The organism is Candidatus Thiothrix putei, from assembly GCA_029972225.1.
Lineage (GTDB): Bacteria > Pseudomonadota > Gammaproteobacteria > Thiotrichales > Thiotrichaceae > Thiothrix > Thiothrix putei.
This window is the reverse complement of sequence record CP124756.1, coordinates 1,951,177-1,964,491: the sequence shown is the minus strand read 5'-3', so window position 1 is coordinate 1,964,491 and position 13,315 is coordinate 1,951,177. Positions and strand designations below refer to the sequence as shown.

Annotated in this window: 15 protein-coding genes; 4 read left to right on the top strand and 11 right to left on the bottom strand. The window is 48.2% G+C overall.

Going from position 1 to position 13,315, the window contains the following annotated elements; genetic code table 11:
• Positions 1–114 precede the first annotated feature (114 nt).
• A complete protein-coding gene (locus tag QJT81_10195) occupies positions 115–600 on the bottom strand; it encodes a phosphatidylglycerophosphatase A (protein ID WGZ96306.1) in 486 nt (161 codons plus the stop codon).
• 95 nt (positions 601–695) lie between these two features.
• Between QJT81_10195 and QJT81_10190 the strand changes: the two genes are divergently transcribed.
• Together QJT81_10190 and QJT81_10185 are read left to right on the top strand one after the other, a co-directional pair.
• A complete protein-coding gene (locus QJT81_10190; GenBank protein ID WGZ96305.1) occupies positions 696–1,076 on the top strand; it encodes a thioredoxin domain-containing protein in 381 nt (126 codons plus the stop codon).
• An 88-nt stretch (positions 1,077–1,164) separates the two neighbouring features.
• Positions 1,165–2,286 (top strand): FIST N-terminal domain-containing protein, encoded by a 1,122-nt coding sequence (locus tag QJT81_10185; GenBank protein WGZ96304.1) that lies wholly within the window; start codon positions 1,165–1,167, stop codon positions 2,284–2,286.
• Here the strand turns inward: QJT81_10185 and rraA are convergent.
• From rraA to mqo, 3 genes are all read right to left on the bottom strand, one after another.
• Positions 2,277–2,777 carry a ribonuclease E activity regulator RraA gene (gene rraA, locus QJT81_10180; GenBank protein WGZ96303.1) on the bottom strand — a complete coding sequence of 167 codons (501 nt, stop codon included), beginning with the start codon at positions 2,775–2,777 and terminating at the stop codon, positions 2,277–2,279. The two genes, QJT81_10185 and rraA, sit on opposite strands and share 10 nt — an antisense overlap.
• A 100-nt stretch (positions 2,778–2,877) precedes the next feature.
• Positions 2,878–4,191, bottom strand: coding sequence for an isocitrate lyase (gene aceA, locus QJT81_10175; protein WGZ96302.1), 1,314 nt, complete (start codon positions 4,189–4,191; stop codon positions 2,878–2,880).
• Positions 4,192–4,413: 222 nt separating this feature from the next.
• The gene (gene mqo, locus QJT81_10170) at positions 4,414–5,916 is read right to left on the bottom strand and encodes a malate dehydrogenase (quinone) (GenBank protein ID WGZ96301.1); all 1,503 of its coding nucleotides are present in this window, start codon (positions 5,914–5,916) and stop codon (positions 4,414–4,416) included.
• 282 nt (positions 5,917–6,198) lie between these two features.
• Between mqo and QJT81_10165 the strand changes: the two genes are divergently transcribed.
• Positions 6,199–6,576, top strand: coding sequence for a hypothetical protein (locus tag QJT81_10165; protein WGZ96300.1), 378 nt, complete (start codon positions 6,199–6,201; stop codon positions 6,574–6,576).
• Positions 6,577–6,882: 306 nt separating this feature from the next.
• On the top strand, positions 6,883–7,188 hold the full coding sequence (locus QJT81_10160) for a hypothetical protein (protein ID WGZ96299.1): 306 nt from the start codon (positions 6,883–6,885) through the stop codon (positions 7,186–7,188).
• A gap of 76 nt (positions 7,189–7,264) precedes the next feature.
• On the opposite strand, the gene QJT81_10155 is transcribed toward QJT81_10160, so the two are convergent.
• The 7 genes from QJT81_10155 to QJT81_10125 form a co-directional block, all read right to left on the bottom strand.
• Positions 7,265–8,662: an outer membrane protein transport protein gene (locus QJT81_10155; protein ID WGZ96298.1), complete on the bottom strand. Its 1,398-nt coding sequence runs from the start codon at positions 8,660–8,662 to the stop codon at positions 7,265–7,267.
• 151 nt (positions 8,663–8,813) lie between these two features.
• Positions 8,814–9,554 (bottom strand): 3-deoxy-manno-octulosonate cytidylyltransferase, encoded by a 741-nt coding sequence (gene kdsB, locus QJT81_10150; GenBank protein WGZ96297.1) that lies wholly within the window; start codon positions 9,552–9,554, stop codon positions 8,814–8,816.
• On the bottom strand, positions 9,551–9,742 hold the full coding sequence (locus QJT81_10145) for a Trm112 family protein (GenBank protein ID WGZ96296.1): 192 nt from the start codon (positions 9,740–9,742) through the stop codon (positions 9,551–9,553). Before QJT81_10145 ends, kdsB begins: the two co-directional genes overlap by 4 nt.
• A complete protein-coding gene (gene lpxK, locus QJT81_10140; protein WGZ96295.1) occupies positions 9,735–10,661 on the bottom strand; it encodes a tetraacyldisaccharide 4'-kinase in 927 nt (308 codons plus the stop codon). The genes QJT81_10145 and lpxK overlap by 8 nt, the downstream gene beginning before the upstream one ends.
• Positions 10,651–12,402 (bottom strand): lipid A export permease/ATP-binding protein MsbA, encoded by a 1,752-nt coding sequence (gene msbA / locus QJT81_10135; GenBank protein ID WGZ96294.1) that lies wholly within the window; start codon positions 12,400–12,402, stop codon positions 10,651–10,653. Before msbA ends, lpxK begins: the two co-directional genes overlap by 11 nt.
• A 1-nt stretch (position 12,403) precedes the next feature.
• Complete coding sequence (locus QJT81_10130) at positions 12,404–12,838, bottom strand: biopolymer transporter ExbD (GenBank protein ID WGZ96293.1); 435 nt, start codon at positions 12,836–12,838, stop codon at positions 12,404–12,406.
• The gene (locus tag QJT81_10125; protein ID WGZ96292.1) at positions 12,835–13,305 is read right to left on the bottom strand and encodes a MotA/TolQ/ExbB proton channel family protein; all 471 of its coding nucleotides are present in this window, start codon (positions 13,303–13,305) and stop codon (positions 12,835–12,837) included. The genes QJT81_10130 and QJT81_10125 overlap by 4 nt, the downstream gene beginning before the upstream one ends.
• Between the last annotated feature and the right edge of the window lie 10 nt (positions 13,306–13,315).

Here is a 13,315-nt window from a genome sequence, read left to right as displayed (position 1 = left end):
GTAGAAAAATAATAACAGGGCTACGCCCCTTCTTTTTATTCCATACTGAAGCGCCTAATCATAATCACAAGTTTCAGGCATTGAAAGCCTTCCTTCTGGAAGGCTTTTTCCTGTTTAAGCGGCAAAGAAATAAGCCAATCCTTGCAATGCAAACCAAGCATAAATACCAGCCAGTATATCATCTAACATGATACCCAAGCCGCCGACCACTTGACGGTCAGCCACACGCACTGGCCATGGCTTCCATATATCAAACAAACGGAATAAGGCGAAGCCGACCACAATCCACACCCAACCACCAGGTGCCGCAAGCATCGTCAGCAAAAAACCTGCAAACTCATCCCACACAATTCCACCATGATCATGTACACCAAGACGACGGGAAGATTCCCCGCAAATCCAGATACCTGCCACTGAAATAAGCAAAAGTACCAGTACATAGCTCCACAGCGGCAACTGCACCAGCAACAAGTACAAAGGAATTGCGGCCAATGTTCCAGCAGTTCCTGGTGCAACCGGTGACAAACCACTACCAAAACCGAAAGCCAAAAAATGAATAGGGGAAGAAAAAACCGTTTTTGCCGGTACTATCGTGTGCATCAGCGCCAATTCCTCTCTAGTAAGGCATAGGGATTATACACATCTGCTGCCAGGCCGCTATAATTGCGCCCTACGACACAAACAGAAGGCTCAACATGACCAGTTACTCATTCATTTTTAACATTAACGGTATCGCTGACTTTGAAGAACGCGTACTGAAAGCCTCACTACGCAATCCTGTTCTAGTCGACTTTTGGGCAGACTGGTGCGGCCCCTGCTTATTTCTCGACCCAGTGCTGAAAGCGGTTATCCCCGAATACCACGGCAAAGTGTTGCTTGCCAAAATCGACACGGACGAAGACGAAAACATGAAATTAGCCGGGCGCAATCAAGTTCGTGGCTTTCCCACTGTCATATTATTTGAGCAAGGTCAGGAAGTTGCGCGTTTTAGCAGCGCTCGTACCAAACCTTTTCTCCGTGAATTTATTGATACTAACAGTCAAATGTTAGCCAAGGTAAATTCTGCTCATCCATAAGGCTGGTATACTGCTGCAAGCTATGCCATCATTTCAACCGAATTAACAATTAATAAAAATGATCGCACATTAATGCAATGGTATCGCAATGAAAATAAATACGCTGTCTTATACTGTTACACACGGATTTTCAACTGAACTGCCAGTGATTACAGCACCACAACTGCTCGTCTTAGTGTTTGGACACTCTGGCTTTTTGGACAAATCAGAACCATTCGACGCTTTAACGGCACAATACCCACAAGCTATTTTCATGGGCTGCTCCAGTGCTGGTGAAATCATGAATGGCAACATTTACGATGATAGTCTCGTTATTGCATTGGTATCATTTGAATCGACTTTATTACGTCTCACACACGTTGCCATTCACGACTCACAAGAGTCATATACCATCGGACGCTTACTGGCAGACCGTCTCATGGGGGAAGGACTACGCGGTATTTTTACTCTCTCTGATGGGTTGAAAGTGAATGGCAGTGAACTCACTCAAGGTTTCAACGCTGTCGTTAACCCAAGCGTTACTGTTACTGGTGGCTTGGCGGGTGATGGTGAGCGTTTTACTAAAACATGGGTCTTAAAAGATGGCAAACCCACTAGTGGTGTTGTTGCTGCTTTAGGCTTGTATGGCGATGTCCACCTCAGCCACGGTTCCAAAGGTGGCTGGAAACCGTTTGGCCCAGCACGTGAAGTCACCCGTGCTGAGAATAATGTCTTATATGAGTTAGCGGGCAAACCAGCACTGGCTTTATACAAAACCTATCTCGGTGAAATGGCAGCAGGACTACCAGCTACTGGTTTGCGATTCCCTTTAACCTTATGCAAACCCGGTGAAGTCAAAGAGTTAGTACGCACTATTTTAGCGGTTGACGAGGCCACCCAATCACTTACTTTTGCCGGTGATATTCCCGTCGGCATGCACGCACGACTCATGAGAGCCAATTTAGAGCAACTGGTTGAAGGAGCCGAAAATGCGGCACTCATGTGCGATGTTGATACAGACAAACCTGTATTGTGCATCGCCATCAGTTGCGTCGGGCGTCGCATGGTAATGGGTGCAGATGCTGAAGAAGAAGTCGAAGCCGTGTTAGACAATCTGCCAGAGCACACCACACAAATCGGGTTTTATTCTTACGGGGAAATGTCACCCTTTAGCAAAGGCACATGTGACTTACATAACCAAACCATGACACTTACAACCATTTATGAGTGAACTTCACCTAATAAAGGAACTGGGGACACAATCATCCCGTCTTCATCCGAATACAGGTATTGACCGGGGGTAAACGTCACGTCGTGGAAACGCACCACTTCGTTACGCAAACCTACGCCGCGCTTGACGCTTTTCAGTGGCAGCGTGCCGATGGCTTTCACACCGATGTCCATCTGCCCAATGTCGACAGAATCACGAATCAGGCCATAAACGACGATGCCGTTCCAGCCATTTTTCACGGCTTTTTCAGCGAGCATATCGCCCAGCAAGGCGCAGCGGGTAGAACCACCGCCGTCCACCACCAGCACTCTGCCCTTGCCATCTTCGGCAACCAGTTCCCGCACCAGTGAATTGTCTTCGTAAATCTTGATGGTGACGATCTCACCAGAGAATTTGCTGCGACCACCGTAGTTGTTAAAACCCGGTTGAACCACTTGCAGTGGCTTGTCTTCGTTGTCGTCGAGCAGGTCGGCTGTTTTGAAATCTGTCATGAAAATCTCCTTGCAATGGCTGAAATTAAAAAGCCCGACGTTGTTAGCGTCGGGCTTTTCCAGATTACTTATTCAAACCTTGCGGTCTGAACGTTAAATCTTAATGGAACTGCTCTTCTTCAGTAGAGCCAGTCAACGCTGTTACGGATGAAGCGCCCCCCTGGATAACAGTGGTAACGTCATCGAAGTAGCCAACACCCACTTCTTGCTGGTGGGAAACGAAGGTGTAACCTTTGTCACGAGCAGCAAATTCAGGTTCTTGAACCATATTGACGTAGTGCTTCATGCCTTCGCCGCGTGCGTAAGCGTGTGCAAACTGGAAGGTGTTGAACCAGTTGACGTGGATACCCGCCAAGGTGATGAACTGGTATTTGTAACCCATTGCTGCCAAATCTTCCTGGAAGGATGCGATTTGTGAGTCAGACAGGTTTTTCTTCCAGTTGAAAGACGGTGAGCAGTTGTAAGACAACAACTGGCCTGGGCAAGCTGCTTGAACCGCTTGGGCGAATTCACGCGCAAAGCCAAGGTCAGGTGTACCAGTCTCACACCAAACCATGTCAGCGTAAGGTGCGTAAGCAACGCCACGGCTGATGGCCTGTTCCAGACCGTTCTTAACGCGGTAGAAACCTTCAGCAGTACGCTCGCCAGTCAGGAACGGCTTGTCGTTAGCATCATGGTCAGAGGTGATCAGGTTAGCCGCTTCTGCGTCAGTACGTGCCAGGATAACGGTAGGAACGCCCATGACGTCAGCAGCGAAACGTGCAGAAACCAGCTTCTCAACCGCTTCAGAAGTTGGAACCAATACTTTGCCACCCATGTGACCGCATTTCTTAACAGCGGCCAATTGGTCTTCAAAGTGAACGCCAGCCGCACCTGCGGTGATCATGTTCTTCATCAGTTCAAACGCGTTCAGAACGCCGCCGAAACCGGCTTCTGCGTCAGCAACGATAGGCAGGAAGTAGTCGATACCGCCTTCGTCAGTCGGGCTGATGCCACGACTCCATTGGATTTCGTCAGCACGCTTGAAGGTGTTGTTGATACGGCGAACCATGGTAGGTACGGAATCATAAGCGTACAACGATTGGTCAGGGTACATGGTTTCTGAGGTGTTGCCGTCAGCCGCAACTTGCCAGCCGGACAGGTAAACTGCTTCCAGACCTGCTTTAGCTTGTTGCATCGCTTGACCCGCGCTGATTGCGCCGAAAGCGTTAACGTAGCCTTTTTTCGCACTGCCGTTAACCAGATCCCACAGTTTCGCAGCACCGCGTTTTGCCAGTGTGTGGTCAACTTGCAAAGAACCGCGCAGGCGTACTACGTCAGCCGCGCTGTAAGTACGCTTGACGTTTGCCCAACGTGGGTTTTCTGCCCAGTCTTTTTCCAGAGCTGCAATTTGCGCTTCACGAGTCATAGTCATGTAGTGTTCCTCAGAATCAATAAAGTGAACGAAACCGGTAAAATGTCGGCAATCTGCCATTGCTTGCTTAGAGCAAGCTGTTATTCCTCTCTCTGCTCGCTGCTGCGAATCTTGCCATCCCCTAAGATGTCAGACAAATATCCGTATCACTGGGGCATTTGATAGTAATAAACCTTCAATCTGTCGACAATAAAATTAATTCAATTCTTACCATTGTCTGAATCAATGGTAGTCATCTACTTTGATCAATCCCAATGTCGACAATGTAAAAGCACGGGTCTGCTGAAGCAACGCAACATTGTTAGCCAATGATTCACCATAGGATGGAATCATGGTTTTCAACTTACTTTTCCAAGCATCCGAAGCCATTTCCTTAGGAAAACACTTCTCCAATACTTGCAGCATCGCTGTCACTGTGACCGAAGCACCCGGTGAAGCTCCCAACAATCCAGCTAAGGAACCATCCGCAGCCGTGATAACTTCTGTGCCAAATTCAAGTTTGCCGCCCTTCACAGGGTCTTTTTTGATAATTTGTACCCGCTGCCCTGCACTTGCCAATGTCCAATCTTCGTTACGTGCTTCAGGGAAATACTCGCGCAAAGCACGCATACGTGAATCGTGGTTTTGCATAACCTCCGACACCAAGTAACGGATCAGGTCAAAACTGCTTAGCCCTATCTTAGTCATCGGCAGCAAATTATTGGGCTTGATCGACTCGAACAAATCCAAAATCGAACCCTCTTTGAGGAATTTGGTGGTGAAGCCTGCAAATGGCCCAAACAACAGCGCTTTTTCACCATCAATAATGCGTGTATCCAAATGCGGTACTGACATCGGCGGCGCACCAATCGACGCTTTACCGTAGACCTTGGCAAAATGTTGACTCACGATTTCTGGTTTTTTACACACCAACCATTGACCACTGACAGGGAAACCACCGTAGCCTTTGCCTTCTGCAATGCCAGATTTTTGCAACAATGGCAAAGCACCACCGCCAGCGCCCAAAAACACAAAATCCGCTGTCAACGTCAGCGTATCGAATAGACTGTTTGTTTCCTGTGTTACAACACACCACTTACCGCCAGCCTGCTTGCGCAAGCTTTTGACTTCATGCTTGAGGTGAATGTCAACGTCATCAAACTGTTGTAAATAACCGATCATGCTGCGAGTTAAGGAACCAAAATTCACATCCGAACCATGTTTCACTCGCGTACCTGCGACTACTTGAGCTGGATCACGCCCATTCATCACTAAAGGCATCCATTCACGCAACACGGCAGGATCTTCGCTGTACTCCATGCCAGCAAACATTGGATGCTGACTCAGCATCTCGAAACGTTTACGCAGAAAATGCACGTTTCGTTCGCCCCACACAAAACTTAAATGAGGCGTCGGGTTAATGAAGGAACTGGGTTCTGGCAATGCCCCTTGTTGCACCAAATAAGACCAAAACTGTAGAGTACGCTCAAAGGACTCGTTGATTGCATAAGCCTTGCTCACTTCGACACTGCCATCCGCTTGTTCTGGCGTGTAATTCAGTTCACAGTAAGCAGCATGACCCGTACCGGCATTGTTCCAACCACTGGTGCTTTCCAGAGCGACATCATCCAAACGCTCAATGATGCTGATTGTCAACAATGGGTTTAACTGTTTCAGCAACACGCCCAAGGTGGCACTCATTGTGCCTGCGCCTACCAGCACCACGTTTACATTCTTTGCGACCATATTTACCTTCAAGAGCTAAGGACTAGGAAATGCAAATGATAGAACGGGAAGGAAGGTAATTTCTATATGTGCACAGCGGATTTTTAACAAGATTGTCGACAATATTAGTGTGGAGAGCCTGCAAAGCAAGGTATGATGCGGCATTGCAGCATTTTATCTCTATGAAATATTTTTCACACAGCCTTATCATTCATAACAAAAATTAATTAATTTAATGGTAAAATATTATGAATAAGTAAAAAAAATATAGAATAAGAAACTTTTAAGAAAAAATAAAAAAGTGTGTTTACTGTCACATTCTCCATGCTGTTTTTTAAATATTCTGCACCCATGGGAAACGACTTTATGGGAGCTAACAACATGTTTAATGTTTATCTGGATGGCAGCTACGACTCTACGCATGAGACCTTTACGAATGCTTGTCGGTATGCACGAATGCAAGCAAGCATTAATCAACAAGCTTATTTCACGGTATTTGAAGCCGGAGATACCAAGGAAAAACAAGTATTAGATGCAGAAAGAGAAGTGATGAAGGGAGTCCCCGCTTACATTATTACTCCACATGCTTGCATACCTAAACAAGAAGAAAAAAGAACCGTAGGCATTGCCACATTAGCTGCAACATCACGTCGGGCAGCCGGTATTTCTAGGGGCTATTAAAAACAAACAACTCAATAAAAACAGGGCTAAACGGGCTATATTATTTGCTCGTTAAACAGTCTTTGCACATCCAGTAAATGGGGCTATTTGCTGAGTGCGTAAAGCATATTAAAGCGGGACATAATCCCGCTTTTTCTTTTTGGCACATCGCATCATTCAACCCACCACAGCTATAAACAAAAAAAAACAAGCAAGAAATATTTGATTGATGTTTTCTTTGGTGTGTGTCTACGGTCACATCTTCAACCTAAGTTGTTACCTTATTCTTACAGCATAGCAACAGAATAGCAGACAGGAGTTTTTTAAATGTTCAAGGTTTTTCTTGACGGAACATATCATTCAACACATAAAACTTTCGCAGAAGCCTGTCGTAACGCACGAACTCAAGCCGAACGTTACCAGAATTCATATTTTACGGTATTTGAAGCTGGCGAAGATATTGATCGCACGTTTTATGCTAACAGCGACACACTGTGCGGTGTACCTGATTATATTATTTCTCCGCATGATAGCATAGCCCATGGCGCTATTGCTTTAAAAACACCATCAGCATTATTGCGGGTACGCCTACCCTCACATACGTTTGGTACACACGAACATCCACTCATCTAATGCTCAGTAAAAAGCGGAACATTAAGTCCCGCTTTTTATTTTTCTCACGTATTTTTAAGGTTCTCAAATCAATTTTTTAAAAATCGAAAGAGTACATTACTTGAACGTTGGTTTGTGAATGACTAGCGGCAACATTGGTATTGGTATTTGTTTGCTCAACTTCCGGCGCATAAGCCAATGAAGCAGATACTTTGCTCATCTTACCAACCCCATAAGTCAAACCACCCGTTACATGATTTTCAACAATGGCGGGGAACAGTGGATTTAAGTAAGCATCAGGTACTGGATTATTCGCTAAATTAACCCCGCCGCGTACCGTTAAATTCTCATCAACATCATGGGCAACTCCTAACTTCACCACGGTTTGGTCATCCCAGTTTTGCTTCATCGAAATATCGGCTGCTGCACCATTATCGGCTGTAAAATTCAAATTAAAATCTTTCATGGTATCTGACCAGCCGATACGACTGACATCAGCAGCTACGGTAGTCTTATCCGTCAACTTATAAGCAGCACCAACTGTAGTGGTCGCAGGGAACTGAAAATCCTTGATGGTATATTTACCGGGAATGCTAACGTCGGTCGCACCTGTCGCCAAGTTAACCAACTTCATATTGCCATCACCCGTGAAATCGTCCATAGCGGTCTTCATCCGATAGCTGCCACCTACTGTAAGCTTTGGGTTTACCTTATAAGTAGCGCCGAGACTACCACTGACACCTGCCCCTGTGGTTTTACCACTGAAATCATCATCATTCGAAAAATCAAAGGCTGCCGCAGTACTCGTCATGGCTGCTGGAGCAACCATCGTCCCTAAACCCTGCACCAAAGTACCACTGGCAGAACCCAAAACTTGCTGGCCTTGCGAAAAATCAGCGAAGGTTCCGGGGGCGGCTGGGTTAGCCCCCGCAGCGGCTATCGGCATCCCCATCTTCATGTCCAGACCACCCCAGACATAATCAACGGTTCCGCCAACAGACAAATTATCATTCACTTCATAAGCGACGGGGAAAATAACAGCACCGACACCTAACTCAGAACGCGCACCACCGCCAGCAGCAGCACCTAATGGGGTATCAGCCGCAAATTCAGTTCCCATACCGCCTTGTGATAACACCCCGACACCATAGCTGACCTTGCCTTGCTTGCGCACATAACCCGCTGCGGGCATTAGATAAGAGTCACCACCCGATGTGCTAGACACGACACCGCCCGGTGTTGGTACTTGAACACTGACATCAGGACGTAAGTTACCAAGAGCTACTTCAACTTTCTGATCACCATCTTCCATCATGGTTAATGTAGCGGGGTTATTCGCCATCCCTGATGTACCAACATCCAATGCAGAGGCGGCTCCCCCCATTCCTGTCGAAATAGAGCCATACCCCTCCATGAGCATACCGTTGGTTGCCAACGCAGGTTGTGCAGAAACTGCTAATAATACTGACACAGCCAGGGTAGTCTTTCTAAACATAAATAATCACTCCTCCACTATATTTTTGCGATTTCTCAAAATTTGTTGCGAAATAGTGACAGAGGAGTATTAAGCTGTCAAATGGTTATTATTAAGCAAAACAATAGCTTATTAGAATATAATAATATATAAATCTACAAGTGAGCATTAATCAATCACGGAGGATTGCCGCAACCCGCAATGCATCCTCTTCGGTATCTACCCCCGCCCCCGGAATCTCGGCGGCAATATCCACGTGAATCCGATAACCGTTAGCCAATGCCCGCAACTGTTCCAGCTTTTCCAATTGCTCCGTTTGGGCGAGCGGCATCCCGGCAAAGGCTTTCAGAAAGCCCGCACGGTATGCATACATTCCAATATGCCGCAACGCATAATCCTGTAAGGGAATACCCGTATCACGCTGACACGGGATCGGCGCACGACTGAAATACAATGCCATACCCGCCACATCCCTTACCACTTTAACAACATTAGGGTTAAGAAAGTCAGCCTCAGTCAAGATTGGCGTGGCTAATGTGGCGATACTGGTTTGCGGAAACTGTGCCAAATTACGCGCCAATTGATGTAAATTTGCCACCGGTGTGAGTGGCTCATCGCCCTGCAAATTCACCACAATGGTGTCATCTGCCCAACCTTGTTGCTGCACGACTTCGGCAAGGCGGTCGCTACCCGTTTCATGCGTACTGGCGGTCATCACCACTTGCGCACCAAACCCTGTACACACGCGGCGAATGCGCTCGTCATCCGTCGCCACCAATACTGTCGCAAAACCGGCAGCCATTGCCCGCTCGTGCACATGCTGAATCAAGGGTTTACCAGCCAATTCACGCAAGGGTTTGCCCGGTAAACGAGAGGACGCATACCGTGCCGGAATCACTAACACTGGGTTCATTCGTGCAATAACTCCACTTCTTCTTGTGTCAGGGTGCGAGCGTCTTCTTCCAACATCACCGGAATACCATCCCGAATCGGGTAAGCCAACCGTGCTGATTTAGACACCAGTTCTTGCTTATCCTTATCGTAAATCAATGGGCCCTTGGTGACGGGGCAAGCCAAAATTTCCAGCAATTTCTTATCCATGTTTGAATCCTTGTAAACGGGTAAGGAGAGCCTGAGCAAGCGTTTCGTCCAGTATCGCCTCAATCGGTAGATACCAAACGTTTTGCCCAGCGAATTGACGGCATTTTACCGCATCTTTTTCCGTCATGATGATGGGATGTGTGTCGTTAAAGCATAATTCTGTGCCAGTAAATGCGTGATGATCGGGGTAAAGGTGTGGAATGACCTGCAAACCCGCCTGCTCCAGTGTCTGCATAAAGCGTTGCGGATTGCCGATGCCAGTAACAACATGCACGGTTTTGCCTGCCAATGTCATTAACGATTGCGTTTCATCTGTTACCAAATTCACCAAGGTATCACCACGCATTTGCATGGTATCGCCATTGACGATCACAAAATCGCAAGATTGCAAACGCGAGATGGATTCGCGTAATGGGCCTGCGGGCAAGCAATAACCGTTACCAAAACGCCGTTGCCCATCCACCACACAGATTTCCACGTCACGCCCCATGCGGTAATGCTGCAAGCCATCATCAGCAATCACTATGTCGCAAGTATGTTGTTGTAGCAAAGTGGCAATCGCTTGGTTGCGGTCGCTGCCAATCGCGATAGGAACTTGGGTGCGTTGCTTAATCAGCGTCGGTTCATCACCAATATCCCCCGCTTGACGTTGATACCCCCGACTCACCACCCCCGGCTTAAATCCCGCCTCGCGCAGCCGTTCCACCAACCAAATGACCAACGGCGTTTTGCCCGTGCCACCCACCGAAATATTGCCCACGACAATAACCGGCACGGCATGTTTGACTTGCTGGCGTTTATGCTGCCAACGCCGCACTGCCGCTAAAACACAAAACAGCCCCGTCAACGGCAACAGCAGGTACTTACCCAGTCGATCATTGCCGTACCAAACGTTTAACAGCCAGCGCTCAAGTGTCATCGTGGAATTGCAGCGCGTGTAGCTTGGCGTACTGCCCATTCAGTGCCAGCAATTCAGCATGTTTACCGGATTCGATAATTTCGCCATCTTGCATCACCAAAATACGGTCAGCATTCTCAATCGTCGATAAACGGTGTGCAATCATGAAGGTAGTACGGTTACTGAGCAGATTATCCAGCGCGGCTTGGATGTGGCGCTCGGATTCGGTATCCAACGCGGACGTGGCTTCATCCAAAATCAACACCGGCGCATTCGACAAAATCGCCCGCGCAATCGACAAACGTTGGCGTTGCCCACCGGATAACATTACGCCATTATCACCAATCAGGGTATCAAACCCTTGCGGCAGTTTTTCGATGAACTCCAACGCAAAAGCCGCTTCCGCAGCCGCCCGAATGTGCGCCTCACTCATCCCGCGCATGTCGCCGTAAGCAATATTGTTGCGTACCGTATCGTTAAACAGCACCACGTCCTGCCCCACATACGCAATATGGCTGCGCAAGTTATACAAACTCAGCTCAGAAAGTTTCACCCCATCCAGCAAGATTTCACCCTGTTGCACATCGTAAAAACGCGGCAATAAGTTAACCAAGGTGGTTTTGCCACTGCCTGACTTTCCCACCAAAGCAATTTTTTCACCGGCGTTAACGCGCAAATTAATATCACGCAACACCCACTTGTCGGTATTCGGGTAACGGAAGGAAACGTTTTGAAACAACACTTCGCCTCGGCATTGGGTGAGCGCTTGCTTGCCGGTATCGGCTTCGGTAGGGCTATCCAATAACTCAAAAATACCCTCACCGGCAGCAATCGCAGTCTGCAATTGCGCATTCAACTGCGTCAGATTGCGGATGGGGGTGAGCATCAGAATCATTGCCATAATGAAGGAGATGAAAGTACCCGGCGACAAAGCTTCCAGCGTCGATTCGCGAGTTGCCATGAAAACAATGGCAGCCAGCGCCAACGCCACCATGAATTGCACCAAGGGCGTACTGAGCAATTCAGTCACCATGCGCTTCATGTGCAACTCGATATTCTGCTCATTAGCAGCCCCGAAACGGCGCTCTTCATACGGTTCGCCATTAAAAATCCGCACCACTTTGTAACCACGGATCATTTCATTGGCAATCTGGGTCACGTCCCCCACCGAATCCTGCACTTTATGGCTCAAGCGGCGCAAACGGCGCGTGGCATACACCACAATCAGCGCAATCAGCGGCACCACCACCAAAATACCCAAGGTTAATTGCCAGCTATACCACAACATTAAGCCCAACAAGCCCAAGATAGTGACCGAATCTTGCACCAACGTCGTCATACCGCGAATACTGGCATTCGCTACCTGATCAATGTAATAACTGACGTAAGCCAATAATTTGCCCGACTGGGTATTCTCAAAAAAGCTGACCGGCATCCGTAATAACTGATTAAACACCTGATTGCGCAAGGTTTTGGTCACTTGCCGCCCGATCATGCCGATGTAATAACCCGACAAAAACATCGCCGCACCACGCAACAAAAACAACCCCAGAATACCGACGGGCAACCACAAAATGGTATCCGAGTCACGTTGAATGATGGCCTTATCCAGCAAGGGCTTCAGACCCCACGCAAAGAACGGCTGAGTCGCCGCACTGATCACCAATCCCACCGCTGCCAGCGCCAAGTAGTGCCAGTAACCCAGCGAATAAGCAATCAGTCGGCGGTAAACCTGCCAACCCGTCGTGCGTGGTGTTGTCATCCTATTCCTGTGGTTTGCGGGTCGATTGCGACGTTGCCATTGAGAAATTGGTCAACCCCAACCGTCCGGCGATGTCCATTGCCGTCACGACTGCTTGATAATTGACACTGGCATCCGCCGAAATGACCAGTGGCGGGGTGTTATTTCCCATCTCTTCCAGCGTCATGCTCATGGCTTGGAACAGCGTTTCGGGCTGATTATTCAACACCTCACGCCCATTGATATAGTAACGCCCCTGCCCGTCAATCAATAACTCCAGCTTGTCTTCAGGGGAAGCACTTGCCACGTTACTCGCGGTGGGCAATTCAATCTTGAGTTCAGCGTTCTTGTCAAAGGTAGTCGTGACCATGAAGAAAATCAACAGCATGAATACCACATCAATCAGCGAGGTCAAGTCCACCTTGCTTTCACTGCGTTCACGGGTACGAAACTTCATGCAGGTTTACCCCCGCGTGGTAGCGGTGCTGATGCAGGCGCTGGGCGTGCTTGAGACGCTGCTGGCGTGCTCACCGCAGAGCGAGCGGCGGCTGGCGCTGGTGTTATTGCCGCCGGTAAGGTTTTGCGGCTGGAATTAGCAATTTCAATCAAACGCAGCGCTTCGCGTTCCATAATCGCCACATAGCTATCGACTTTTGCCTTGAAATAGCGCTCGAACACCAAGGTGGTAATCGCAATCAACAAGCCGACGACCGTTGTCACCAATGCCTCGGAAATCCCGCCCGCCATCTGCTGCGGATTGCCCACCCCAGCGGTATTGATCGCACTGAAAACCCCGATCATCCCCAGCACGGTTCCCAGCAAACCCATCATTGGCGCAATCGTAATGATTGTACCCAAGGCTGGCAGGTAACGTTCCAATTCTTGTACCACGTGCCGTCCGGCTTCTTCGACGTTTTCTTTCATGGCTCAATAT